25 protein-coding genes and 4 tRNA genes are annotated in these 24,462 nt (G+C 55.9%); 12 read left to right on the forward strand and 17 right to left on the reverse strand.

The features are described from left to right. Positions 1 to 3: 3 nt before the first annotated feature. Positions 4 to 2,163, reverse strand: a complete 2,160-nt coding sequence (locus ACUM6F_RS07555) for an MASE3 domain-containing protein (protein ID WP_445348870.1) — start codon at positions 2,161 to 2,163, stop codon at positions 4 to 6. Between the two features lie 460 nt (positions 2,164 to 2,623). Between ACUM6F_RS07555 and ACUM6F_RS07560 the strand changes: the two genes are divergently transcribed. Beyond that, on the forward strand, positions 2,624 to 3,073 hold the full coding sequence (locus tag ACUM6F_RS07560; RefSeq protein WP_445348871.1) for a MerR family transcriptional regulator: 450 nt from the start codon (positions 2,624 to 2,626) through the stop codon (positions 3,071 to 3,073). After that, positions 3,066 to 3,875: a hypothetical protein gene (locus ACUM6F_RS07565; RefSeq protein ID WP_445348872.1), complete on the forward strand. Its 810-nt coding sequence runs from the start codon at positions 3,066 to 3,068 to the stop codon at positions 3,873 to 3,875. The genes ACUM6F_RS07560 and ACUM6F_RS07565 overlap by 8 nt, the downstream gene beginning before the upstream one ends. A 219-nt stretch (positions 3,876 to 4,094) precedes the next feature. Here the strand turns inward: ACUM6F_RS07565 and ACUM6F_RS07570 are convergent, their stop codons facing one another. Together ACUM6F_RS07570 and ACUM6F_RS07575 are read right to left on the reverse strand one after the other, a co-directional pair. Next, positions 4,095 to 4,253 (reverse strand): hypothetical protein, encoded by a 159-nt coding sequence (locus ACUM6F_RS07570; RefSeq protein ID WP_425619854.1) that lies wholly within the window; start codon positions 4,251 to 4,253, stop codon positions 4,095 to 4,097. A gap of 30 nt (positions 4,254 to 4,283) precedes the next feature. Continuing rightward, the gene (locus ACUM6F_RS07575; protein ID WP_425619853.1) at positions 4,284 to 4,508 is read right to left on the reverse strand and encodes a hypothetical protein; all 225 of its coding nucleotides are present in this window, start codon (positions 4,506 to 4,508) and stop codon (positions 4,284 to 4,286) included. 193 nt (positions 4,509 to 4,701) lie between these two features. Here ACUM6F_RS07575 and ACUM6F_RS07580 point away from each other — a divergent pair, with 193 nt between their 5' ends. Continuing rightward, positions 4,702 to 5,178 carry a DUF6789 family protein gene (locus ACUM6F_RS07580; RefSeq protein ID WP_425619852.1) on the forward strand — a complete coding sequence of 159 codons (477 nt, stop codon included), beginning with the start codon at positions 4,702 to 4,704 and terminating at the stop codon, positions 5,176 to 5,178. A 109-nt stretch (positions 5,179 to 5,287) separates the two neighbouring features. Here ACUM6F_RS07580 and ACUM6F_RS07585 read toward each other — a convergent pair. The 5 genes from ACUM6F_RS07585 to ACUM6F_RS07605 form a co-directional block, all read right to left on the reverse strand. Continuing rightward, positions 5,288 to 5,372 (reverse strand) — tRNA-Leu (locus ACUM6F_RS07585). Positions 5,373 to 5,483: 111 nt separating this feature from the next. Further along, a tRNA-Lys gene (locus ACUM6F_RS07590) sits at positions 5,484 to 5,559 on the reverse strand. 6 nt (positions 5,560 to 5,565) lie between these two features. After that, a tRNA-Gln gene (locus ACUM6F_RS07595) sits at positions 5,566 to 5,642 on the reverse strand. A 10-nt stretch (positions 5,643 to 5,652) separates the two neighbouring features. Further along, positions 5,653 to 5,729, reverse strand: a tRNA-His gene (locus ACUM6F_RS07600). Positions 5,730 to 5,878: 149 nt separating this feature from the next. Then, complete coding sequence (locus ACUM6F_RS07605; protein WP_445348873.1) at positions 5,879 to 6,985, reverse strand: stalk domain-containing protein; 1,107 nt, start codon at positions 6,983 to 6,985, stop codon at positions 5,879 to 5,881. Between the two features lie 299 nt (positions 6,986 to 7,284). Between ACUM6F_RS07605 and ACUM6F_RS07610 the strand changes: the two genes are divergently transcribed. Continuing rightward, the gene (locus tag ACUM6F_RS07610) at positions 7,285 to 8,760 is read left to right on the forward strand and encodes a putative sulfate exporter family transporter (RefSeq protein WP_445348874.1); all 1,476 of its coding nucleotides are present in this window, start codon (positions 7,285 to 7,287) and stop codon (positions 8,758 to 8,760) included. A gap of 45 nt (positions 8,761 to 8,805) precedes the next feature. Beyond that, positions 8,806 to 8,961, forward strand: coding sequence for a hypothetical protein (locus tag ACUM6F_RS07615; RefSeq protein ID WP_425619849.1), 156 nt, complete (start codon positions 8,806 to 8,808; stop codon positions 8,959 to 8,961). Between the two features lie 81 nt (positions 8,962 to 9,042). On the opposite strand, the gene ACUM6F_RS07620 is transcribed toward ACUM6F_RS07615, so the two are convergent. Both ACUM6F_RS07620 and ACUM6F_RS07625 read right to left on the reverse strand, forming a co-directional pair. Next, the gene (locus tag ACUM6F_RS07620) at positions 9,043 to 9,843 is read right to left on the reverse strand and encodes a DNA methyltransferase (RefSeq protein WP_445348875.1); all 801 of its coding nucleotides are present in this window, start codon (positions 9,841 to 9,843) and stop codon (positions 9,043 to 9,045) included. A gap of 41 nt (positions 9,844 to 9,884) precedes the next feature. Continuing rightward, positions 9,885 to 10,718 (reverse strand): tRNA (adenine-N1)-methyltransferase, encoded by an 834-nt coding sequence (locus ACUM6F_RS07625; protein WP_425619847.1) that lies wholly within the window; start codon positions 10,716 to 10,718, stop codon positions 9,885 to 9,887. Positions 10,719 to 11,016: 298 nt separating this feature from the next. Here ACUM6F_RS07625 and tig point away from each other — a divergent pair, with 298 nt between their 5' ends. From tig to ACUM6F_RS07645, 4 genes are all read left to right on the forward strand, one after another. Then, the gene (tig, locus tag ACUM6F_RS07630; RefSeq protein ID WP_445348876.1) at positions 11,017 to 12,336 is read left to right on the forward strand and encodes a trigger factor; all 1,320 of its coding nucleotides are present in this window, start codon (positions 11,017 to 11,019) and stop codon (positions 12,334 to 12,336) included. 83 nt (positions 12,337 to 12,419) lie between these two features. Further along, the gene (gene clpP, locus ACUM6F_RS07635) at positions 12,420 to 13,016 is read left to right on the forward strand and encodes an ATP-dependent Clp endopeptidase proteolytic subunit ClpP (protein ID WP_425619845.1); all 597 of its coding nucleotides are present in this window, start codon (positions 12,420 to 12,422) and stop codon (positions 13,014 to 13,016) included. 14 nt (positions 13,017 to 13,030) lie between these two features. Then, the gene (clpX, locus tag ACUM6F_RS07640; protein WP_425619844.1) at positions 13,031 to 14,287 is read left to right on the forward strand and encodes an ATP-dependent Clp protease ATP-binding subunit ClpX; all 1,257 of its coding nucleotides are present in this window, start codon (positions 13,031 to 13,033) and stop codon (positions 14,285 to 14,287) included. 171 nt (positions 14,288 to 14,458) lie between these two features. Further along, positions 14,459 to 14,695: a GyrI-like domain-containing protein gene (locus ACUM6F_RS07645; RefSeq protein WP_445348877.1), complete on the forward strand. Its 237-nt coding sequence runs from the start codon at positions 14,459 to 14,461 to the stop codon at positions 14,693 to 14,695. A gap of 35 nt (positions 14,696 to 14,730) precedes the next feature. Here ACUM6F_RS07645 and ACUM6F_RS07650 read toward each other — a convergent pair whose 3' ends face one another. The 6 genes from ACUM6F_RS07650 to ACUM6F_RS07675 form a co-directional block, all read right to left on the reverse strand. Further along, complete coding sequence (locus ACUM6F_RS07650; RefSeq protein WP_445348878.1) at positions 14,731 to 15,180, reverse strand: demethoxyubiquinone hydroxylase family protein; 450 nt, start codon at positions 15,178 to 15,180, stop codon at positions 14,731 to 14,733. Positions 15,181 to 15,213: 33 nt separating this feature from the next. Then, positions 15,214 to 15,393 carry a hypothetical protein gene (locus tag ACUM6F_RS07655; RefSeq protein ID WP_425622097.1) on the reverse strand — a complete coding sequence of 60 codons (180 nt, stop codon included), beginning with the start codon at positions 15,391 to 15,393 and terminating at the stop codon, positions 15,214 to 15,216. Positions 15,394 to 15,423: 30 nt separating this feature from the next. Next, positions 15,424 to 16,638 carry a Ger(x)C family spore germination protein gene (locus ACUM6F_RS07660; RefSeq protein WP_445348879.1) on the reverse strand — a complete coding sequence of 405 codons (1,215 nt, stop codon included), beginning with the start codon at positions 16,636 to 16,638 and terminating at the stop codon, positions 15,424 to 15,426. Positions 16,639 to 16,645: 7 nt separating this feature from the next. Beyond that, positions 16,646 to 17,770: a GerAB/ArcD/ProY family transporter gene (locus ACUM6F_RS07665; RefSeq protein WP_445348880.1), complete on the reverse strand. Its 1,125-nt coding sequence runs from the start codon at positions 17,768 to 17,770 to the stop codon at positions 16,646 to 16,648. Beyond that, positions 17,763 to 19,736, reverse strand: a complete 1,974-nt coding sequence (locus ACUM6F_RS07670) for a spore germination protein (protein ID WP_445348881.1) — start codon at positions 19,734 to 19,736, stop codon at positions 17,763 to 17,765. Before ACUM6F_RS07670 ends, ACUM6F_RS07665 begins: the two co-directional genes overlap by 8 nt. Positions 19,737 to 19,984: 248 nt before the next feature. After that, complete coding sequence (locus ACUM6F_RS07675) at positions 19,985 to 20,335, reverse strand: hypothetical protein (protein WP_425622093.1); 351 nt, start codon at positions 20,333 to 20,335, stop codon at positions 19,985 to 19,987. Between the two features lie 196 nt (positions 20,336 to 20,531). On the opposite strand from ACUM6F_RS07675, the gene ACUM6F_RS07680 reads away from it, so the two are divergent. Next, on the forward strand, positions 20,532 to 21,242 hold the full coding sequence (locus ACUM6F_RS07680; protein WP_445348886.1) for a YkgJ family cysteine cluster protein: 711 nt from the start codon (positions 20,532 to 20,534) through the stop codon (positions 21,240 to 21,242). A 191-nt stretch (positions 21,243 to 21,433) separates the two neighbouring features. On the opposite strand, the gene ACUM6F_RS07685 is transcribed toward ACUM6F_RS07680, so the two are convergent. Continuing rightward, the gene (locus ACUM6F_RS07685; RefSeq protein ID WP_425622091.1) at positions 21,434 to 21,691 is read right to left on the reverse strand and encodes an alpha/beta-type small acid-soluble spore protein; all 258 of its coding nucleotides are present in this window, start codon (positions 21,689 to 21,691) and stop codon (positions 21,434 to 21,436) included. 291 nt (positions 21,692 to 21,982) lie between these two features. Between ACUM6F_RS07685 and ACUM6F_RS07690 the strand changes: the two genes are divergently transcribed. Together ACUM6F_RS07690 and lonB are read left to right on the forward strand one after the other, a co-directional pair. Then, complete coding sequence (locus tag ACUM6F_RS07690; RefSeq protein ID WP_425622090.1) at positions 21,983 to 22,534, forward strand: stage V sporulation T C-terminal domain-containing protein; 552 nt, start codon at positions 21,983 to 21,985, stop codon at positions 22,532 to 22,534. Positions 22,535 to 22,684: 150 nt separating this feature from the next. Next, positions 22,685 to 24,349 carry an ATP-dependent protease LonB gene (lonB, locus tag ACUM6F_RS07695; protein WP_425622089.1) on the forward strand — a complete coding sequence of 555 codons (1,665 nt, stop codon included), beginning with the start codon at positions 22,685 to 22,687 and terminating at the stop codon, positions 24,347 to 24,349. Positions 24,350 to 24,462: the final 113 nt, after the last annotated feature.

Genomic DNA, 24,462 nt, shown 5'->3' on the forward strand with positions numbered 1-24,462 from the left:
CGTTTACTGTTTGGGTGGCGAGCATGGGAGAATGATCCTGAACTCGGTGCCCTGATCAACGGTGGAGTCGGCCGTCAGCTGGCCCCCGTGGGAGTGGATGATGGAGTAACAAATGGAAAGCCCGAGGCCCGTACCCTGTTCCTTGGTCGAAAAGAAGGGCGTTCCGAGCTTGGCTAGGTCTTCGGGATGGATGCCCTGCCCGGTATCGGCGACGGCGATGCAGACCTGCCCTGGGCCCTGCCGTCGGGCCTTAAATGTCAGCGTGCCTCCCTGAGGCATGGCCTGGATGGCGTTTTGGGCGAGGTTGAACAATACCTGTTTGAGCTGGCCGCGGTCGGCGTTGACCGGGTCCATATCGGGTTCGATGAAGAGTTCCACCCGGACGTTTTGTAGGAAGGCTTCGGCCTCGATAACGTTAACCACGCTGTGCAAGACTTCAGCGATGTTGAGCGGCTCGACGACGGGTTCCTTGGGGCGGGCAAACTGGAGAAAGTCGGTAATCAGTTGAAAAGCCTTTTCAGCCTCTTCCTTGATAATTTGGAGCTGCTGGTAGAGGGTGTCGTCGTTCTTGTAACGTTCCATCAAGAGCTGGGAAAAGCCGTGGATGGCCGTGAGCGGATTCTTAACTTCATGAGTGATCCCCGCGGCCATCTGCCCGACGAGGGCCAGTTTGACTCTCTGCTGCGTCATTTGCTCGCGCGCTTTCCAGAGAGAGATGTCCACGACATTGGCCACGGCGCCGATGATCTCTCCGCGCTGGTCCCGCAGGGCGTCTGTGGCTATCAGGTAATACTTGTTTTTGGCGCCTTGGACTTCGGTAAAATCACTGCGGCTTCCTGTCTTGATGGCAGCGGAGAGGCCCACCTCCGTCTTCAACTGCAAATTCTTCCGGAACACAGTCCGGTAATCCTTGCCGAGAATATTCTGGCGTTCCAGCGCGAACAGGCGTTCGGCCTCCCGGTTCACCGCGGCTATAATCCCGTTCCTGTTGACAACCACGATAGCCCCCATCGAAAGGTCGAGAACGGTACTGTGCAGGCGCTGCAAATTGGCGAGATCGGCCTGGGCTTGAACATCCTGAACGGTGATGAAGCCGCCCCGGATCTTGCCGTCTTCTTCGCGGATGGGGTAAGCGTTGATCTTTACCTGCTGGATGATCCCCGGCGTGCAGACCAGCGTCCCCTGCACCTCGGTTGCTCTGCCCTCGGAAAGCGTCTCCCGGACGGCCTCCCTGTCGCTGGGAGCCAGGCCCGGAAGTACCGCATCCAGCGGCCGTCCGATCACTTGCTTTAAACCCGTGGAACCAGCCATCTGGATGTAGGCGCGGTTGGCGAAAGTTACGGTGCCGTCGATCTCGGTAGTGACGATCGGGAGCGGGGAATTGTTTAAAACATAGTCCAGGCGCTGGCACTTGGCATCAAGCTTTTTGAAAGGCGTGTCAAAATGGCTTTTGACTAAACTGGCCAGGAAGCATGCATAGGCGCCGAGGTAGAGCAAGTGCCCCAGCAACGTCTCGGTGCTCCACTCGCTGGAGGAACTGATGAAGCAAAGCTGCCCCAGCATGATAATAAGGAAGGCTGATTGGAAGAGCAGGCCGTTGCTTTCGCGCAGTTTCCGGCGGTGGAGATAAGAGGCGGCCAGGAAAAGGAACATAACGAGAAACTCAAGGAGAACCTTGGCGGCGGTAACTCCGTTGTCTGGTGTGTAAAGGACGGGCAGTGCCCGGGAACCCAGAAATAAGCCTGCGGTTACGGCCAGGGCTCCCGCCAGGGTCATCGCTGTCCAGGGACCGACTCTGATACGGCTTTCGACGGTCATCAGGGGACAGAACAAGAAGGCGCCTGCCTGTGCCAGCCGGCCGGTCAGCCAGGCCTTGGCGCTTATGTCCGGGGCGTGGGGCTGGTACAGGGGCATTCCGGGAAAGGCGAGGATGTGCGCCAGGTCGGTTACCGCCGCAAAAAGAAAGAACAGCCCGAAGACGAAGTGCCGGCCCTGAAACTGAAACCGCGTATAGGAATTCCAGGCATTAAAAAAGATCACGGCAGCCAAAGCCGCCGCTAAAAGTCCGATCAGCGTGTGGAGAATGATGATCGATCGCGGTGGAAGAGAAACAGCACTTTGACGAGTGGCATAGACAATTATGCCTCCGATTACGAGACCCACAACAAGCAGTGTTAGGTGTCGATTATAGAAATATGTTCTTGTCATCTTTTTGCCTCGATATATTGCGGCTTTAACCTATTATTTGCTAAATAACTAATAATTCCTGCCTATTGCCATCTGTTGCTATATAAATCACTCGTCGACGGTTTGCGACAATCGTTGTGGAGCTGTTGAAAAACTTCCCCTGCCCAGCACTCAATCCGATGGTCGAACATTTTTCGATAAACCTCTGTCTGTTCACTAAGCGTAGACTTTCACTTTGGAGGAGCCCCATTGAGTGCTGGGTCGTCTTTGAAGAGTCCCGGGTTTTTCGACAGGCTTGTTGCTGTGGTTTCTTTGGTATTTCGACTTGTCATTAAGGGCCCCGGGCAAGCGTATTGTATTTTAGGTCTAAGACGAATTGTCCCGGGCGAGGTAACGGTGGGCGGCTTCGCAACAACTTTTCCGGGAGGGGTGTGTGATGCCGGTGTATAAGCGGGACGACTTGGCACAGCGAGCGCTTGGCGAGGGCCTTGACCTTGGCCGTAACCCCGTGCGCACCATCCGTTACTATTCCACGTTGGGGCTCCTGCCTCCGCCGAACGTGCCGGGTCCTTTTCGCCCGGCCTGCTATAATAGCGGACACCTGGAAGTGTTACGGGTCATCGAAAAGTATAAGTCGCAAGGGGTGCGTCTCCAGGACATCAGGCTGCGCCTGGACACGTGGGTGGGATGGAAGAGCTCCGCTCCAGCGGAGGCTGCAGGGGTCGTGCCGGTTACCCGGGAGGAAATGGCCGTCCTTCTTTCACGTGCATTGGCGCAAAACCGCAGTCGCCGGGAGGTTGCCAAACTGATCAACGAGTCCCTGGCCGGAGTGGACGGGAAACCTGTGTTCCCCGGATTGGTTGAGGGGTGCGATAGCGATGGCTGATCTGTTAAAGGCGCTGCGGCAAGCCGCGCGGTCCAAAGACTTCAGGGTCGCCGTTTCGGCGGTCGGGTCTATCGATCTCCGAGACGGCGGCCTGGAAGTTTTAAAGCGTTCTTTAGTCCGCGGGCTGCTTGTCCAGGTGCGTAACGAAGAGGCCGGAAGGCTTGGGGTGGTTCACTCGGCTTCCCTGAATGTGCTGGCGGGACTGCGCGGCTCCGGGCTCTACGTCTTCCGGGTCGCCGAAGAAGCCCCGGAAGCCCGTTTGCCTTGCACTTGCTCTGCCGTATATCCTGTCAAACGCCATCTGAAAAGATTAATCCGCAGGCGGAATTTAGTTTTTCCGGATGTTCCGGTGGACAAATGTCCCGTGTGTCAGGAAACATTTATCAGCGTTCAAGTCTTAGCGAAGATGGAGATGCTGTTCAACACCGATAAAGTTGAAACGTTTTGGCTGGATCAGGTGGAACAAGCCTGTACTGAGAGTACGCCTGAAGCATCCCTTGAACGTACGGAAACCGTAGAGGATGCTGCCGAGGATGTGAGCGGCGCTCCTGAGGACCCTACCATTGATGCTGACAGGGAGACTGTTGACTTCCCTCTGCCGCCAGCGGATACCGGCGGGGATACGGCCGGCATTCCTCCGGTAGGTCCAGCAGTCGCTGGCGAAAACTGCGCCGCAGGGGCAATGGAGTCTGAACCTGTCTATCCCGCTGTTCGTACGGCTCTCGGCCAACTGCCCGAGGACGGCCGGTATGTTTCCCGGAGAGACCTGGCGATGCTACTGGGGCTGCTGTGGCCCGAGTAATAGAAGGACAACTGCAAAACCCCCTCGCAAGACAGGGTTTTTTGTTGGTCGCCGAGTTCGATGGATAAGCAAAAACTACGCAATAATAGCGTATTGACTGAAATGACGTCTTTACCCAGGCCGAAATCAATATAAAAGTGGACGGAAGGATCAGGAACGTAGGCACGATTGTGGCCCCCATAGTACTAAGGTAGGGGGTCCGCATCCAACCTCAACGGTTTAAAACTCAAAGAGGAAATAGAAGCCGGCCACGGCCAGGAAGATGCCCAGGTACATCGTCCGCTGGGCTCCTGGCCGTGTCATCGCGCGTACCGCAGTCACGAGCTGGAGAAAGCCGATTGACAGGAGGATGGCGCCGATGATAGCGGTCGGTTTCACGGACTTTTACCTCCGTTTTAAAGTTAAGATTTAGAAGCCCCGCCTGCGGAACGGCATGTAGTCCGGGTACAGGTTGGGGTCCTGCTCTTTTTGAATTTCCTTTTCGGTCAAATAGTTAACCTTCCTTCTTCTCCCGGTGCAGAACGTCGTGACCAGGGCTTCCTTCAGGCATCTGGAACACCCGTCTTTGCATTCCTCCTGATGCTGGCAGTCCTTGCAGTCGCAGGCCCCACAGGAGAGGTAGATCGGCTTCACTGTTTTGCTCCTTTCCGGTTGTCCTAGATTTAGGATCTGATAATCTCTCTGTATATGAAATCTTTCGACCTTCCGCAGGCATTTCAAATCTTTAGGATACAGCGCTGTATCTGTTTAAACGCCTTGGATAGATTTACAACCGATTTGGATAATCTACCTACAGGAAACTTTGGCGAGAGGGGATGCTTTTGACTTGGCGACCAGAGACGGACTTCTTGACCTGGAAATCAAGGACCGGCTGACTAGGGGTTTTGTCGCCGGGTTGGTCGGCGGCGTTGCCATGAATGTCGTCAGCCTTGCTTCTTACTATCTAAACCTTGGCGAACTGCGTTATCTTGACTGGGCTGGAATCATGATGTACGGCTTCAGGCCCCACAATTTTTTGTCGGCGGCCTTTGCCCAAGTGATCCAAATCCTTCAGGTCGGTATTCTGGGCGCAGTCTTTGCCTATCTGCTGCCCCTAACGACGAGCAGGAACTACCTCTTAAAGGGGTGGCTTTACGGGACGGCCCTCTGGTTCGGTTTCAACGGACTGACCCTGCTCTTCAAGTTGGGGCCCAAGATACCGGTGCACCTGGCGACAGCAGCGGTGGACTTTGTCGGTGCTTCCGTATACGGTTTGGTGTTGGCTCACACATTGCACTGGCTGGACGAGAAAGTGAAAGCATAGACAGGCGGGGGTGACTGCGCATCTTAGAATGCGCGGGGAATCCATCGCCACGTTTTAAACAAAAGGTTTCGGTTTAAGGACCGAAACCTTGGTTTTTTATTTAAAGCTTTGGTGCGGGCGAGAGGACTTGAACCTCCACGGGTGTTCCCCACCAGATCCTAAGTCTGGCGCGTCTGCCGTTCCGCCACGCCCGCGGTTGCGTCACTATTATAAGGCTCCGCAGTAAGCATCGTCAAGGCGCCAAACTAAAAGGGTGTGTGCCAAACTAAAAGGCGCCCGACTAGGGGCGCCTTAATTCTCGATTATGGTGAGCCATGCTGGACTCGAACCAGCGACACCCTGATTAAAAGTCAGGTGCTCTACCAACTGAGCTAATGGCTCGTATTGTGGCTGGGGCGGCTGGATTCGAACCAACGAAATGGCGGATCCAAAGTCCGCTGCCTTACCAACTTGGCTACGCCCCAATAACATAATTGGGGTGGACAGAGGGCTTCGAACCCTCGACCTCCAGATCCACAGTCTGGCGCTCTAACCAACTGAGCTATGCCCACCACAAACTTCTTATGGCGTTAAGCGGTTTGGAGCGTGGCACTTGCGGCACACTCTAATGAGCCCGAAACCTGTGAATTCAGCACTCCGAGCGCCAATCCGCAACCCTTAGTATACCAGGAAGCCCGGCAGGCGTCAAGCAAAAACCCGGCTATTGCGGCAGCGGGACCGGGTAAAGGTACGCCTTCTGGTATCCCGGGTCTGACAATTCGCCGATCAGCCAGGTCTTGTTGCTGACCTCGGCAAACCAGTACTTCTCGCCGTCGAATTCAAAGTACGTGCCTTTCGAACAGGGAACGGCGACAGCAATGGCGGCGTGGTCCTGGAAACGCAGGAGCAGCGTCTTGTATCCCAACTGGCGTAAAAGCGCTGTGGCCAGGACGGCCTTGTCTTCGCAGTCCCCGCCTTCGATCAGGGTTTCAACGGGGTATCTGGGAAACTCCACGCCCGGTTTGTCGTTAACGTAAGGAATGGCTTCCTGGACAAAGCTGACGACAAGTTGCGCTTTGTTGTAATCGCTGAGTTTTTTATCAGCGGGTATGATCCCGGGCGCCAGCGATGCCATCACCCTGCTGTTGCCTTCCTCGGTGGCGTAGGGGACGTAAAACTGGTTTTGGTACTCGTCCAGCTTGGCCTGCGCCGTGGCCGGCGTGTCGCCGGGGACAACTTCGTGGCGGCGGGGCAGGTTGTGGTAATAATCGTAAAGGTCTTTGTCAACGGTGATATTCCAGGTGTACTTCAGACTGCCGGCCGACCACGAAAAACTTTTTTCTATCTTGGCGTTTTCGGGATCTTGCTTCTGTACGCTGCTTTTGGTCGTGGCGCCCGGGTCGGTAAGGGTCACCGTGCGGGTCTTGGGGTCCCAGTGAACGTCGCAGTTCAGCAGACGCCCGACTACACCCACAGGAACAACGACGCGGCCCGGGGGAATAACCTGAAACCCTACGCCGGCTTTACCTTCCTGGTGCAGGGTGACGCGCCGGCCGTTTCTGATGATGGAAACCTGGCCGCGGCTCCAGGCAATGTTGTTGTCCGAAACGCCGAGAGCCCTGGCAACAGCGCGGAGCGGCACGTACACACGGCCGCCTTCCACAAACGGGCGCGCGTCGGAAACCAGCCAGCGGCCGTCGGCGAAGTAGAGGGGGGAGCCGACGGTAAAAAAGGCCACGCGCGGGCCTGCGGCCGTTGGCAGGGCCAGGCACAGGAAGGTACCCAGCATCAAAAGTATTGTAGCGATCAAGATAGATCTTCTGAGCACGGTAACGCTCTCCTTGTGACAATACTCTCCTTTTATTGATTCGTAATGCTCTCTGTGGATTAAGTGGGCATCAATTTCCTTTCCAAATTTTATCAAAATAGCTGGAAGTGTCGTCAAGATGACATTAAAGTGTCAGCGGACCGACAGTCACCTGGTAATAACGGTGCTATAGTGAAATTTAATACGATTACCTGGGTGACAAGCATTAGAAGGGGGGAATAAACTATCGCCCTAGCAGATGTTTTTACCAAATAAGTCAGTTTCTTAGATGTTTTAAACAGAATAAGGGAGGGAAAGGAATGTCCCAAGAGGGCAGAGTATCGAATGGCTCGCCGCTCCTCAGGCTGGAGGACTGGTGGGCGGTATGGCTCGGCGGATTTATCTTCCTTCTCGGCCTGGGGCCGATCTTTGGTACTGATCTTCTCGGATGGGCAGTCAAAACTAACATCTGGACCGACCTCTCCAAAGCCCTGGCGCCACAATCCAAAGAAGTGGCAATTTCGGGTATCGCCTCGCTTTTCTACACCTATCTGTTCCTCGTCATCGTTACCTCCATCGGCGCCGCCGCAATGGGCTGGAACCTCAAACGTTACATCGGCGGGTTCACTATCATCTTCTTTCTGACTTACGCTAGCTGGGTGGCCGGACACTACGCCTACATCGCCGCGACCAAGGATAAGCTTGAGAAGTTGGGTATTTCGTGGTCCCTGGGGTTAAGCGGGGAAATGGGCTTTATCGTAGCTATGCTCGTTGGCCTCTTCATTGGTAACTTCTGTCTTGGACTAAGCAAGTATCTGCAAGAAGCCGCTAAACCCGAGTGGTTCATCAAGACCGGTATCGTCATCCTCGGCGCCGCTGTCGGCATCAAGGCCGTCAGCGCCCTTGACCTGGCTTCCACCGTCATCATCCGCGGCCTTTGCGCTGTTGTTGAGGCCTACTTGATTTACTGGCCGGTTGTCTACGTCATTTCCCGCAAGTGGTTCAAGATGACCCCTGAATGGGCCGCACCTCTCGCTTCGGGCATTTCCATCTGCGGTGTCTCGGCGGCTATCGCCACCGGCGGCGCTATCAAAGCACGGCCTCAGGTTCCGATTATTCTTTCGGCTGTAATTATCGTCTTTGTGGCCGTTGAGCTCCTTATCCTGCCGTGGATGGCCCAGGCCTTCCTCTACCAGGAGCCTATGGTCGCCGGCGCCTGGATGGGCTTGGCCGTTAAGAGCGACGGCGGTGCCATAGCCAGCGGAGCTATCACCGATGCTCTGATCAGGGCCAAAGCCCTTGAGGTCATGGGCGTTAAGTGGGAAGAGGGCTGGATGCTCATGGCCGCCACGACCACCAAGCTCTTTATCGACATCTTTATCGGCGTTTGGGCCTTCATTCTGGCCGTTATCTGGTCGGTATACCGTATTGACAAAAAAGGCGGCGGGCAGAAGGGCGAGAAAGTCTCGGCCATGGAGATCTGGGAGCGCTTCCCGAAGTTTGTCTTCGGTTTCGCCGCCACCTTCCTCATCCTGTTGGTAGTCGGCCTGGCTTCGCCTGACTTGGTCAAACCGGCCAAGGAGGGGGCGGAATCGGCTAATACCCTACGCGGCATCTTCTTTGCTCTGACCTTCTTCACCATCGGCCTGGTTACCAACGTGCGTAAGCTCTGGGCCGAGGGCATGGGGAAGATTGTGCTGGTGTACGCCGTTTGTCTGTTTGGTTTCATTCTCTGGGTCGGTCTCTTCATCTCATGGCTCTTCTACCGCGGCATTACGCCCCCGGTAGTCGGTTAACAGCGGTATCCTATTAAGATGTATCTCATTAAGGAGGTGGTTTTTGTGGCCGAACCTCAGCGTGTTGAGCAAGTCGCCGCGGAACTTGAGGCGCAGGAATGGCACGACCTGCTTCCCATAGAGAAAAAGCTGATGGCCTGGTCTTTGGGCCTGGGCATCGCGTTGCTGATCTTCTTTATCTTCATCTTTGAGGTTTTCTAGGAACATCCAATTACACAGTGTCCTCGAAGTCAAGACCCGCTTCCGTATCTGGGGAGCGGGTCTTATTTTTCGTGCTTGGGGCTAGCGTTTCTGGAAGATCAGGAGATACTCATGTACCTTGTTGACCCTGAAGACGAAGGGGTAGCCGAGCGGCCTGAGGTTGTTGTAGTCTGCGCGGCGGTCCCAGATGATGATGTCGTCCAGGGTAAAACCGCGCCTTTTGAGTTCTTGGGTCAAATCAATGTGCAAGGGGTAAAAGATGTTTTTCTTGCGCAGGTCCATAACGTCGACGACACAATAGCCGTTAAGTTTAAGGCACTGGAGGGCGACGGAAAAAACTTCGCCCAGGGCGTTGACGAACTCACCGTAGTCGTCGATCCGGCTGAGGTCTCCGCGATGACCGGCGTAATCGCGCCCGGGACGGTAATCCGCTGTTCTCTTGCGGCTCAAAATGTTCCAGTAGGGGGGCGATGTCACGCATAAGGCCGCCGAACTGGGTTCGACGTATTTACGCAACAGCGCGGCTTCGGCGTGGATGATCGCGGCCAGGCCGGGTTTCTCCGCCGTCAGACGCTGTTTGGCGAACTGCACGAAGGACGGGTCGATTTCCAGGCCCAGCGCCCGCCGTCCCAGGCGGGCGGCGGCGACGAGGGTGCTCCCGGTACCGGCGAAAGGATCGATCACAAGGTCTCCTTCATGGCTGAAAACCTCTATCAAACGCTGCGGAAGGGCGCAGGGAAAAGCGGCGGGATGGCCCATGCGTCGCTCCTCGGCGGTTTTGTTGACATCATGCCAGACACTTATGGAGTACCTGGCCCAGGTCTTCCCGTCGAGGGCTGTCCGGGGCCTGTTTCCGGTTTTTTGGGGCCCTTCTCGTGTCACAGTCTTCCCTCCGTGCTTCTGCAATGCGCGGGAATCCTGTTTTACTTACTCTGCTCCCGATGATCTTCCTCAACCGCGCTTTCCTTGTATGGCGGCAGGCCGACGACACGCCTGCCCAGGGTGAGGAATCCGGTGTGTCCCACCATGCGGTGATTCGGCCGTACGGCCTTGTTCCAGATGTACCAGTCCCGGACAAGGACTTCGACGGTTTCGGTCAAAGTAAAGGCGCGGCTGGCGCGCAGCGCGGTGTTGAACTTTTCGGCCTGGTTGATGGACGGCGTATAGGCCAATGCATAGCCTCCCGGCCGGACGGCGTCGGTTAGGGCCGGTACCGCCTCCCACGGTTCGGGCACGTCCAGGATCGCGGCGTCCAGATCGCGCTCTTCGATCTCCTGGTAGACACTGCCTAGTTTGAGGGTAACCTGTGGAGTTTCTCCCAGGAAAGCCTGCAGGTTTTGGCGGGCATGGCTGAGCATATCTTCGCGCACGTCATAGCCGGTAACGCAGCCTTCCCGTCCGACTTGCCGGGCTGCGGCGAGGAGGATGGCGCCCGACCCGATGCCTCCCAGGACCACGCGGGCGCCGGGAAAAATGTCGGCATAAAAGAGGATGTAGGCTGTGTCTTTGGGATAGATGATGCCGCTTTTCCGCTCCATGCCCATGGTGAAGTCCACAAGCGAAGGGGCGAACACCGAGAACTGCTTGCCCTGGGTGGTATGGAGTACTGTGCCGGGGGCCAAGCCGACGACATCGGCGTGGTTGATGAATCCGCGGTGCGTGGAAAGGCGTCCGGCAGGCTTAAGCTTTTGCAGGTAGGTTCGCCCCTGATGATCGATAAAAATAACGAGGTCGTTTTCGCGGAATACCCTGGTCAAGACAAACCGCCTTTCCATATGAAATCTGTAAGGTTACCGCATGCGCTCGGGCTGATTATCTTGGGCATCTTTTTAGCCTAGCCTTGAACATTCATTTAGATTCTAGTCTTGTTAAAAAATTCCCTGCCAGCTTGCGCTGATACCGGCGGAATGCTATAATGTGGGATGGAAGCCAGGGATACCCCTGGTATATTGTTTTTTGTAAATGATTGAGACAGAGCGGTTATATTTATATGTAGACGCTTCTTAGTTACAGTAATATCCATTCATGGCAAGAATATTAGAGGAGGACTCGGGTATGAAGGCAACGATGGAAAAGCTTGAGAAGAACACCGTGGTATTGAACATCGAAGTTGAACCGGATAAAGTTCAGGCCGCAATGGATCAGGCCTTTAAGAAACTCGTACGGACGGCCAAGGTACCGGGATTCAGGCCCGGCAAGGTGCCCCGCGTGATCTTCGAACGTTACTACGGGAAGCAGCCTATTCTGGAAGAAGCCTTCGAAAGACTTGTCCCCGAAACATATGTCGAGGCTGTCCGTGAGCTTGCCATCGAGCCGATAGGGCAACCCGAATTTGACATCGTGAAGATGGAAGAAGGCGAACCCCTTCTCCTCAAAGCCAAGGTGGAGGTTAAACCGGAAGTCGTCCTGGGTGAATACAAAGGGCTGGAGATAACCAAACCCGTTCCCGAAGTTGCCGAAGACGACGTCGCCAGGGAATTGGAGAAACTGCAGAACAGGTACGCTAAGCTTGTGACCGTCGATGACGGAGAGGTGCAAAAGGGCGACATCGTAACCATCGATTACGAGGGCACGGTGGACGGAAAACAGTTCCCGGGCAGCAGTGCTTCCGACCGTACGGTTGAGGCAGGGATGGGATTCTTAAGCAAGGAAATCGATGATATTCTCCCGGGGATGAAGATCGGGGAGACCCGCGAGACGACGATGAGGCTTCCCGAAAACTACCATGCCTCTGAGGTCGCCGGCAAGGAGGCGACCATCAAGGTCACGGTTAAGGGGATCAAGCGCAAGGAAGTCGCTCCTCTCGACGACGAATTTGCCAAGGACGTTTCCGAGTTTGATACTCTGGAGGAACTTAAGGCGAATACGAGGGAAAAGCTACAGAAAGAGGCCGAGGAGAGGGCGGAGGCCGCTGTCCGGAACGGTCTTCTGGAGAAGGCGGTGACCAATGCCGAAGTAGAGGTGCCGGAGGTTATGGTGGAACGCCAGGCGGAATCTTTACTGGATGAGCAGCTTAGCCCGATCCGCGATCAGGGGCTTACCGCCGAGGACTATTTCCGGCTGACCAACTCGTCGCGGGAAAGAATGCTGGAGGACCTGCGTCCCCAGGCCGAGTTCAGTGTAAAGGCCGAGCTGGTTCTCGACGCCATAGGGAAGGCCGAAGGGCTTACCGCGGACGAGGACGAGGTCGACAAGGAAATCGAGACGCTGGCCCAGTATTACAGGCAGGACAAGGGCGAGTTAAAGAAAGCCCTGGAAGAACGGGGCGCGCTGGACGGGATTCGCCGAACCCTCGTCAGGCAAAAGGCGGTTCAGTTCCTGGTCGATAATGCTAATATAAAAGAAGTTAAGGAACTGCCTGTCGTTGCCCCGTAGGGGCCGTGACAAATTTAGGCAACCTTTGCCTCTTTTAGGGCAAGGACCATTGAGATAAGATGTTGTTCAAAAGGAGTGAAAGCATGAGTTACCTAGTACCTATTGTTGTGGAACAAACGGCCAGAGGCGAGAGATCCTATGACATATACTCGAGGCTCCTTAAGGACCGTATTGTTTTCATCGGGGGGCCGATTGACGACCACATAGCCAACCTCGTCATCGCGCAGCTCCTGTTCCTGGAAGCCGAGGACCCGGAGAAGGACATCTTCCTTTATATCAACTCCCCTGGGGGGGTCATTACCTCCGGGATGGCCATTTATGATACAATGCAGTATATCAGACCTGACGTGGCGACGATCTGCCTTGGTCAGGCCGCCAGCATGGGCGCTTTCCTGCTGGCCGGCGGAGCAAAAGGCAAGCGTTCGGCGCTGCCCTACGCCAGGATCTTGATCCATCAGCCGATGGGCGGGGTCCAGGGTCAGGCCACCGATATCGACTTGCACGCCAGGGAAATTTTGCGGACGAGGCAGATTATGAACGAATTGCTGGCCAAGAACACCGGACAGCCGCTGGAAATCATCGAGCGCGACACCGAACGTGACTTTTTCATGTCCGCCGAACAGGCCAAGGAATATGGTATTATAGATGAGGTGATAGCTGTCCGCAAGAAGCCCGAGTAAGAGAGGTGGTACTGATGTTTAACGAGAAGGGCCAGCTAAAGTGTTCATTCTGCGGCAAGCTCCAGGATCAGGTTAAAAAATTGGTGGCCGGTCCCGGTGTCTATATTTGTGACGAGTGCATCGAGCTTTGCAACGAGATCATCGAAGAGGAACTTACCGAAGACCTGGGTTTGGAATTGCGTGATATTCCCAAACCCAAGGAAATCAAAGAATACCTTGACCAGTACGTTATCGGGCAGGATCACGCCAAGAAGAGCCTTGCGGTTGCTGTCTACAACCACTACAAGCGCATCAACCTTGGCGGGAAGATCGACGATGTCGAACTGCAAAAGTCCAACATCATCATGCTGGGGCCGACCGGCTCCGGCAAGACGCTCCTGGCCCAGACACTGGCGCGTTTCCTGAATGTCCCCTTCGCCATCGCCGACGCTACTTCCTTAACCGAGGCGGGTTACGTCGGTGAAGACGTGGAAAACATCCTGCTGAAGCTCATTCAGGCCGCCGACTACGATGTAGAGAAAGCCGAGAAGGGCATCGTTTACATCGACGAGGTTGACAAGATCGCCCGCAAATCCGAGAACCCTTCGATAACGCGCGACGTGTCGGGTGAGGGAGTGCAGCAGGCGCTGTTGAAGATTCTGGAGGGCACGGTGGCCAGCGTGCCTCCGCAGGGCGGCCGGAAACATCCTCACCAGGAGTTTATCCAGCTGGATACGACGAATATCCTGTTCATCTGCGGCGGAGCCTTCGAAGGCATCGACAAGATCATCCAGGCTCGTACCGTGCACAAGACCATGGGCTTCGGCGCCGAACTGGCGATGAAACGGGATAAGAAGCTGGGCGAAGTCCTAAAGCAGATTCTTCCCCAGGACCTCCTTAAATACGGCTTGATCCCCGAGTTCGTCGGGCGCCTGCCGGTTATCGTCACCCTTGAGCCGCTGACCGAGGAAGACCTGGTGCGTATCTTGACCGAGCCCCGCAACGCCTTGGTGAAGCAGTTTGAGAAGCTCTTCGAGCTTGACGGCGTGACCTTGGAGTTCCAGGATGGGGCACTGAGGGCTATCGCTAAGGAAGCGATCCGCCGGAACACCGGAGCACGCGGTTTGCGGGCCATCATCGAGGAGATCATGCTTAACGTGATGTACGATATCCCGTCCCGCGGTGACGTTGCGAAGTGCGTGATTTCGGATGAAACTATCATGAAACGCGAGCCGCCGATCATCCTGTCGGTGGAGCGCAGCAAGAAACAGAAAAAAGAGGGCGCTATGTAGGCGCTCCCTGAAAGAGAGACCGCCCGGTGGTCACCCCGGGCGGTCTCTCTTGTCGTTTAGGCAAGTACATACTTTATTAAGTGTGGGTGCTTGAAAAAGTATTAATTGCGTCTTAATTATGGTAAGATCTTCTAGAACAAATGAAAAAGGAGGTAATCAAGAGGCCTACACTTGCGAATTAATCGCAAGAATGAGATTAAGTCTGGTGAAATCCCTGCAGGAAAACGTGCGGTTTGCCTGCATGTCGGCCCGTACAACAAGGTCGAACCAGCCTACCATACCCTAATGCAATGGATCAAGGAGAATGGACATACACCTGCCGGGGTTGTTTACGAGTTTTACTTGAATGACCCTTCCGAAACACCGGAAAATGAACTGCAGACAAGGATAGTGTTTCCTCTGATTTAAAGTGTCTGGCAGAACCCGGCTGAGCGGGCTTTTTATCAGTGGAGTTTTTTGAGCTCTTCTAGTTTGTTGGCAAACCAGGCGGTGTGCAGGTCCTCGTCGATCAGGTTGTCCCAGAGGACGCTGAAAAGTTTTTCGTCGTTCCCCACTCTCAGGATGAGGTCCTTGTAGTCCTTCATCGCTTTCTCTTCGAGCGTAATATCCGCCTTTAAGACTGTTTCCGGCCCGAGGGCGCCGGTGAGGGTGCCTGCAGCTTTCCCGAGCAGGGGGGCAACGACGTCCCCCAGCCGCGTGGGCTCACCTCCGAGGCGCCGGATCTCGGCGGCGATGTTGTCTACGTGCTGCTGCTCGATCATCGCAATGCGGGCCAGTGTTTTTTGCAGATAAACGTCGTCCATAGCGTGAGCCTGACTCGTGTACAGGTCTACCTGTTCAACTTCAAGGCTGTAGAACCAGTTTAATTTCGCCAGGAGTTCCTTTTTATTCATCCCGTTTTATCCCCAATATTTTATCCTTGTCATTTAATGCGAGCGCAGGGCATTGGTCAGCCAGACGGCCCACGGCGCGATCAGGGTGATCCAGGCCCAGACCCAGACGCCCACGGCGCCGAACCTGTTGCCGTTCTTCCAGGCCCAGAGACCGTAACTGGCCGTGTTCACGGCGATGAGCAGCGTAACGAGCACAATAATAAATTTCAGCACCGGATATGCCTCCTCCGTTCCGGGGATTGATTACTCGCGTATAGGAATGGTTTCATGGAGCAGGCCGACACGCCTGACCCGGAAGTCCACAGTAGCGTCGACGATAGCGTTGGGGTACCTGCTGGCCCAGTCGTAAACCTTCCAGGCTCTCCAGGTGAAGAACTGCCTCTGTGCCTTGCTGCTGAATTCAAACGCGTCTGTTCCCCACTGCTGAGTCTTGGCGATGGTCGCTCTCAATTCCCGGTTGAGATAGTCTTCGACGCTCCTTTCGACCAGGGGGATGCGGCTCGCCCGTTCGTAGTTCTCCCCGCTCTGGATACTGATGATGTCTCCTTCAAGGGGAATGCGGACCGCAATATGCGGAACGTCGCCTTCAACATCGACGCTGACCTCGGCTCTGGTGCGGGGCTTGACTTCCACGATGACGTACTTGTCAGGATGCTTCGGGTCGGGAACGGCCTGGATGGTGCGGCGGAAGGTCCCGCGGACCATTTTGACGAAGCCCATCTCGTCCGCGTCCAGGATGCCGACCATCTTCCCGCCTCTGAAGACGGCTCCGCCCATGATCTCCAGCCTGCCACCACCCTGCCGGGGGATCCGCCCCGCGTAGTATGCCCCCTTGTCTTTGGGCCTGTTGTTCGGAAAAATGTCCTGTTCATCTTTATCCTGCAAAGCTGCGAGGTTGGCTACCGCTCCCACCCCCGGGGTTTTGGAGGCGATGTAGAAATCGTGGAAGGTATCCCGGGGAATAAATTCGGTGAACCGCCAACCCTGCTGCAGGAGCTGGTAGTATTTACCGACGTTGTCTTCCAGGATGGGCTTGCCGTTTTTTAGCAGGTCGGCCGCCCTCCCCTGGGTAATGAGGATGCTGCTGTTGCGGCGGAATTGGCGAAACCGGGCTAGAGGAGCATAGTAACGGTCGATGCCTTCTTCGGCCAGCGCCCGGCCGAAGACGATCCAGGCGGTGTGGGAGAGGTCGGCGCGCCGGTCCACGAAGGCGTTTAGCAGTTCAAGACCTTCGAGGATGGTATTGACCTCCATTGAAACAACAAAAAAGCCCTTTCCGCCGCCTCCGTTCCCGCCTTGGCCGCCGCTCCCGATGGCCTTGGGGACGGCGACGACGGTCGTCATGGTCAGGACATTTTGCCGGCCTTTGTCGAGGCCGAGGGCCAGGACCCAGGCGATCTCATCGGGTTCCTGGTAATTCCAGCACCCGGAGAGGGAAAGGATCACTAGGACAGTCAACAGTCCCCTAGCTATTTTCCTGCTGTTTTTCAGCTCGGTCGCCCCCTTTCCTGTCGCGCAGAATCGTTAGGCCGTAGAGCAGCACGAGGGGCACACCTACAGCGAAAAAGGTGTAGCGCCGGATGATCCCGATATCCCAGGATAAGGCCTCGGCCACGTTGTTGGGGACGAAGGCCAGGGCGGTGACGGCTACGGCTGCGGGGAGGATGAAGGGCCTGTTATAAGGCAGGCACAGCGCGTAAGTTGTCACCGAGGAGATCAGGTAGATGCCCAGGCTGATCTGGGCGAGGGCTGACAGCATCCAGACCGGCGCGAAAATCACTTCCATACGCTGTAGGAAGCGGCCGATGTTGATAATGCGCGATACCAATAACGTGGGGATATTGATTTCCGAAACCACCGGGTAGGTGAAAACCAGCAGGGCCACCAGGGTGCTCGAGGCCAGGAGCGCCCCGGCGATACCGATGCTCCAGTAACTTATTTTCCTGATGGCATTCCTGGGCACAAAGCTGATGATCAAACCAAGAATGAAAATTTCAACCATGTCCCCGGAGGTTATAACGGCGCCGGTGATTATGGACTTTGCCCCCATTCCTCCCAGGGGGAATACGGCGTCCAGCCGCCAAAAAGGAATGGACAGGCCAATTAACAAAACATAGCCCGCGGCGATGGCGATGCCGAAAATGTAGGCTGACCGGGCGATGGCGTCAAAACCAAGGAAAGCAATGACAGTTGACGCGACAATAAAGAGCAGGACGGCCATGCTGATGGGGGTGTCGGGAAGAAATCCCGAGACCACACGCTCGCCAAACTCGCGCAGGGTAATTCCCGTTAAGGCAATCAAAATAACGACGAAAAAAGCTGACAGGGCTGCGTTTCCATAAGGGCCGATCATCTCTTGCCCGATCTGGATGATGTTTTTGTCGGGATGACGGTCGAGGAGCCAGAGCAGGGGATAGAGGGCGGCAAAGGCCAGCGCTACGTGTAAAACGGGAATCATCCAGGTTGCCGTGGCGCCGTAGTGGTAGAGCGGAACCTGGTAAGAGAGAAAGGCCTTAGCCCCAATAAAAAGGGCCGTTACGGCTATGGCCTCCTTGACTCCGATGCGCGGGTTCTCGAGTTGTTTAGGCACGATCCTCGCTGCCTCCTTTCCTGGACCACCAGCGGCTTACCGCGGGCTGGCGTTTTGTGGACAGCGGGTCGACGTAATCGGGCCTGGTTTCCTGCTGCCAGGCGTGCCCGCGCAGGAACCAGTCCGGCGAAGTTTTAGTAGCCGGGACGAGCGGGGCGAGGAAGGGCACACCGAACGACTTCAGGTTGGTTAGCGCCCCCACATGTAAGAAGAGGACGAAGATCATCCCGAAAATGCCGAACACCGCTGCAGCGAGGGTGTAGGCAAACCTCAGGAGCCTTATGTTCAAAGAAAAGGCGTAGTTTGGAATGGCGAAGGCGCCAAGGGCGGTAACGGCGATGATCACGATCAGGATCGGGCTGACGATATTGGCGGCCACGGCGGCCTGGCCCAGGATTAAAGCGCCGACGATGCCCAGGGTGGTGCCGATCGTGCCGGGGATGCGGATGCCGCCCTCACGGATGAGTTCGAAGGCTACTTCCATCAGCAGCACCTCAACGATCGTGGGAAAAGGGACACGTTCCCGGGCTCCGGTAATGGCCAGGAGCAGGTCGGTCGGGATAAATTCCTGGTGGTAGGTGGCCACGGCTACATAGAAACCGGGGAGGAAAAGGGCCATAGCCAGGCCAACCCACCGCACCAGCCTGGTAAAACTGCCGTACGGCCACCTTACGTAGGCGTCCTCCCCGCTCTGCATCATCGTGAAGAGGGTAGCGGGGACAACGAGGGCGAACGGGCTGTTATCGGCCAGGATGGCGATCCTGCCCTCCATAATGCCGGCGGCCACCCGGTCGGGCCGTTCGGTAGCCAGGACCTGGGGAGCCAGGGCATAGGGCGAATCCTCAATGAGCTGCTCTAGGATGCCGCTCTCATTGGGAAAGTCCACCTTTAGCGAACTGAGCCGGCGCTTGACTTCCTTGACCAAGGCAGGGTTGGCGATGTCGTCCCTGTACATGATGGCGTACTGGGCGTCGGAGGCGTCCCCGACTTTGACGAACTCCGTAACCAGGGACGGATGGCGCAGGATCTTACGGATTAGGCCGGTGTTGACGCGGATCTGTTCAACGAGTGCTTCGTGCGGGCCGCGGATGACGTTTTCGATTTTGGGCTCCCCGACCCCACGGTTGGCGAAGCCTTTGGTTTCAATGGACAGCGCCTTGTCAAGCCCATCAATGATCAGGACCGTATTGCCGTTCAGGACCTCGTTGACTGCTTCTTTAAAGGTCTTGACGGTGGAGACCTGGTGACCGGCTACGAGGGCCCGCATCACCCGGTCCAAGAATCCCGGCGGGGCCTTAACCGGCTGACGCCTGTCTCCTCGAGGCTCGTCTTCCGGGGGAGCGTCGTCCTTGCGCAGGGAGGCCTGGAGCATCAAGGACCTCAGGATCGCGCTGATAATGACGCTGCCCTGCACGATGCCGTCGATAAAGACGATCAGCGCCTTAACCGGCGGGTCGTGGTTAATCAGCAGGGGCCGAAAAACCGGGTCAACGTTGGTCGGCTTACGGAAGATTTTTTCGAGAATTTTTTGGTTGTACTCTAAATCCTCGAATAGCTTGATTTCTGCATCCAGGATGCCCGTCAGCGTGCGGTCGGCTTCCATCTTGGCCAGCATCTCTTCAAACTGCCGTTGATCCTTCTTTTGTCGGGTCTGACGGGCTTGCCCCTGAACGTTTTCGACGACGGCATCGCCGTCCTGGGACTGCTTGTTCCCTTCAGCCTGGTTGTTTACGCCGTCCAAGCCTTCTTTGACATTACGGCTGCCGACCCGGCGCACTTTGCGTTCCCGCGACCTACGGGAACCTTGTCCAGGGGCGGAATGATCCGTCCCGGAATCAGCCAGCAATCGTTCAGCTTCCAGGAGACGGTCTTCGATCCCGCTTTCGAAAAGAAGTTCAGGCTCGGTGGGTTCTCGGAACAACAGGTATTTCCTGACGGCATCCAGGAAGGCCAAGCGGTGGGTCACCTCTATTTAAGGAAGATTTCCAGGCTGGATGCTGGTTTTAGCATTCAACACACTATTAGCATTTGAACCCCCGGAGGAGGCATACCCGGGGAATAGTGGCAGACGTGGAAAAGGAAGTCAGGCAAGTCGGGCTTATCAAAGGGAAGCTTAATAATAGTAGCCGTACGAAAGGAGGGGAGTGCTTGGCAAAAAACAGGGCGAGAAAGAGGGGGAACGTTTCGGGAAGCCCTCCGGCATCCCGAAACAATCTAGCAATAAAGATAATTTCTGCCGTTTTCCCGGCCCTTGCAAGTGTAGACGAATTTAGCCGTAACGCCTTCAGCCTTGGCCTCGACGAAGAGGTTGTTCAACTGTTCGCGGGTGCACGCCAGGCGCAGAAAAGCGGCCTCCTGATGGTGGGGGTCGACTTCGTGGAAGGCTTCTTCGGCCTCGCGGAGTTCGGCGACGGCCTGGCGGACGGTGATCACGACCTGGCTTTCCTCGGTATCGATGCCGGGGATAAGCACGTCCTTACGTCTCAACAGAAGTTTAACGCGCATCCTTATCTTTTCGGCCGGCGTTTTTAACGCCTCGATCATTCTTGTTAAAATGTTTATCACGGGCAGTCCCCTCCCTTTCTAAGAAATCCTATGCTTCAAAATCCAGAATATGCCAGCAAGCTGTGGGTTCCGCATCAAGGCCGGTGGACAAAAGGGTCCGGGTTAAGTAAGATAGAAAACGAATCGGCTGCCTGTTTAACTAACGATCGGGTAAGGGGGCTGGACGACGATAAACGGCAAGCAGGGAAGAGACTCCATTCTATCGGCCGACGGCAGGTTCTGTTTTTCCTGTCACAGAGGGCTGGCCTGTTTTGGCAGTTGCTGCAGGGACGTGAACATTTTCCTGTCGCCCTACGACGTGTTGCGCTTGAAGAGAAAGCTGGGCGTGTCTTCCAGCGAATTTCTGCAGGAATACACTCTTTTGGCCCACGAAGCCGGGATCCCGCTGGTGCAGTTGAAGATGAGGGAAGGGGAGGACCTGAGGTGTCCTTTTGTTGGCCCGGAAGGCTGCCGGGTTTACGACGAGCGGCCCTGGTCCTGCCGCATGGCGCCGGTGGACATTAAAGGCCCGGAGACCTATACCTTTGTTTTTGACAGCGCATTTTGCTTGGGGCTCAACGAGCCGGAGGAGTGGACCGTGACCGGATGGATGGCCGACCAGGGCCTGGACGTTTACGAGGAAGTCGAAGCCCTGTTTAAACAGCTGCCGGGCCGGTTCAAGCTTACGGGACTGGATTTCCTGGACCGTCACCTAAGCCGGCTCGTTTATATGGCCTGTTACGATGTCGATCGCTTCAGGGAATTTGTGTTTGACCCCGTCTTCCTTGAAGCTTTTGAGGTGTCCCGGGTCGGGAAAGAGGAACTGCAGGACGATGTGGCGTTGTTGAAGTTCGGGTTTGCGTGGCTTATGTCGGAGCCGGACCTGGAAGTGACGCTAAAGCTCCGCGACAAACTACCGGCACTTTAGGCTGCTAAAAATTATGCTACCCAGGGGGGCGGTTGTGACGACCGCCTTTTTTGTTTGGGGTGTCTCCTACACAAGGGCCGGCGGGCTGGTGGCTGCCCTTGGCCGCTGACAGCTGACAGAAGAAAGAGAACAGGACGGCGGCCACCGCCTGTTCTCCCAAGGTTTCCGTATTTACAGGATGTCAGGGGAAGTTAAGACTGTTGGGGCCGCTCGAGCGGGGCGGCATTGGTGATGGCACCGATGTTACCCTGGGCAAGAGCTTGCTCCGCAAAGGCCACCAACTTCTTGGTCATATTCCCGCCGACGTAACCGTTTACGCGGCTGGGGAGGTCACCCTTGTTCATCTGAGCGTAATTTCCGAGACCCAGCTCAGCGGCAACCTCGTACTTCATCTGGTCCAGAGCCTGAGCAGCGCCAGCTTTAACGGGCTGGTTCGTATTCCGCGGCATTTATTTTCACCTCCTTCTAGCCATAGAGTGCGCTCATTCGCCAACTAATATGCTGGTAATATCGTTTTGCAGAAATCAATTCTTCCACCAAACGCAATTCCTAACTTAAAAAGTCAGCTTTACAGCGCCCCTCTTCGCCGAGCCAAAGTTTGAATTGCAACATTATTAATGGTTACGTTCGATAGGCGGGCTTCGCGCGGGGGCAAAAAGGTACAGCCGTACTAGAATTTAGGAGAGCATAGTTTACTTTCTCCGCAGAAATACTATTTGCCAAAAGCGGGAGGTGCTTCAATGAAAGCCACAGGTGTCGTTCGTCGTATGGACGATCTGGGACGTATCGTGATACCCAAAGAAGTTCGGCGAACCTTGCGTATTAAAGATGGCGACCCGCTCGAAATTTTTACGGACAGAGACGGCGAAATTATCTTTAAGAAGTATTCGCCTATTGGGGACCTTGCCACCTATGCCAAGGAATATGCCGACTCCTTGTATGAATCAACCTCACATACCGCCTGCATTTGCGATGAGCATTCCGTTATTGCCGTAGCAGGGGGATCCAAGCAGTTGGTCAACCAGAGCCTCGGACCGATTGCCGAACAAGCCATGGAAAGGCAGGAAACAGTCGTACAGAACATCGGCCGCGGCTTTAAGGAAAACGAAGCCCCCCTCGTAGGTCCCCGTGATATTATGAACCAGTATACCTCGGCGGTCATCTCTCCCATTCTGGCCGGCGGCCGGGCGGCCGGGTGCGTGATCTTGCTGGGCAAGAACGCCCAGATGACTGAGATTGAACAGAAGCTGGCTGAAACAGCGGCCAACTTCCTTGGAAAACAGCTTGAGTAAATGATACGAAATTAAACGCCGTACAGCCGTACAATAAAGAAGCCCGAGGATGAACGAAGTTCCTCGGGCTTTTTACCGGCCCAGCGATATAAAAGGTCGCCGATCTTGTCATACTTAATAAGAGGAAGAAAAAGTACTGGAGGCCAAGAAGTGCACGAATTCGCCAGTATACCCGGAATAATCACGATTATACAGGTCTTCTTCGGAGTAATCATCGGCCTGTATTTCTGGAACCTGTTGAAGAGCCAGCAAGGAAGCAAGGTTGCCGTCGAGAAGGAATCCCGGAAGGAGATTGAGCGGTTGCGGGCACTGCGGGCCATATCCCTGACCGAACCCTTGGCCGAGAAGACCCGCCCTGGATCGTTCGCCGAAATCATCGGCCAGGATGAGGGACTCCGGGCTTTGCGCGCCGCCCTCTGCGGCCCCAACCCTCAACACGTTATTTTGTACGGCCCGCCCGGTGTCGGTAAGACTGCGGCTGCAAGGCTCGTCCTGGAAGAGGCCAAGCGGAGTAAACATTCTCCCTTCAGGGATGACGCCAAGTTTATCGAAATCGACGCCACTACGGCCCGCTTTGACGAACGGGGGATCGCCGATCCCCTGATCGGTTCGGTCCACGACCCCATTTATCAGGGCGCCGGACCGATGGGCATGGCCGGAATCCCTCAGCCGAAATGCGGTGCGGTTACGAAGGCCCACGGGGGAATCCTGTTTCTCGACGAAATCGGTGAACTGCATCCCGTCCAGATGAACAAGCTCCTTAAGGTTCTCGAAGACCGCAAGGTGTTCCTGGAGAGCGCCTACTACAACCCCGAGGACCACAACGTCCCGAACTGGATTCACGACATCTTTCAAAACGGTTTGCCTGCTGACTTCCGCCTGGTCGGGGCCACCACTCGGATGCCCCACGAGATTCCCCCGGCCATCCGGTCGCGGTGCATGGAGATTTTCTTCCGGCCTCTCTCGGCGGACGACGTCGCCGTCATCGCCCTCAACGCCGTAAGGAAAATCAATTTTGTTCTGGAAGACGGTGCTGTTGAGATCATCAAGAAGTACGCTACCAACGGGCGGGAGGCCGTCAACATCGTCCAGCTGGCGGCCGGGGTCGCCCTCACCGAGGGCCGCGATACGGTCAGGGTCGTCGACGTGGAGTGGGTCATTCAGAGCGGGCAGTACACGCCCCGTCCCGACAAGCAGGCGCCTAAGAAGCCGGCGGTCGGGCAGGTCAACGGTCTGGCCGTCTACGGGCCCAATGCCGGGATGCTGCTGGAAATCGAGGCTACGGCCATTCCGGTGGTTAAGGGCAAGGGCAAGCTGACGGTGACCGGGGTGGTCGACGAAGAGCAGATCAACGGGGCGGGGCGGGCCATCCGGCGCAAGAGCCTGGCCCGGAGCGCGGTGGAGAACGTTTTGACCGCTTTGCGCTGCTCGGTCAAGTTGAATCCCGCCAACTACGATATCCACGTCAATTTCCCCGGCGGGACGCCGGTGGACGGCCCGTCAGCGGGAGTCGCCATCGCTACGGCCATCTATTCGGCAGCCGTCAACGTTCCCGTATCCAACGAGGTTGCCATGACGGGCGAGGTCTCCATTCATGGACGCGTAAAGCCGGTGGGAGGGATCGTCGCCAAGGTCGACGCCGCCTTGAAGGCGGGGATCAAAAAGGTCTTTGTTCCTCACGAGAATTACCAGGACCTCTTTTCGTTAATGCGGGGGATCGAGGTCATTCCTGTCAAAACCCTGGACGAGGTCCTGGCCGGGGCCATCCTTACGGACAACGTGACGAGGGCCAGGGAATGGGCCTCGATACGCTAAAAAAATAAAAAAGGTCTGTTTACTATTCAAGAAGAGGAGAGCCGCCGCTCTTCTCTTCTTTGTTTGCCGGGCATGTCTGCCGGGCCGATGGGTTGAGAGAAACCCTGTCACCT

This window comes from Desulforudis sp. DRI-14, assembly GCF_052618305.1.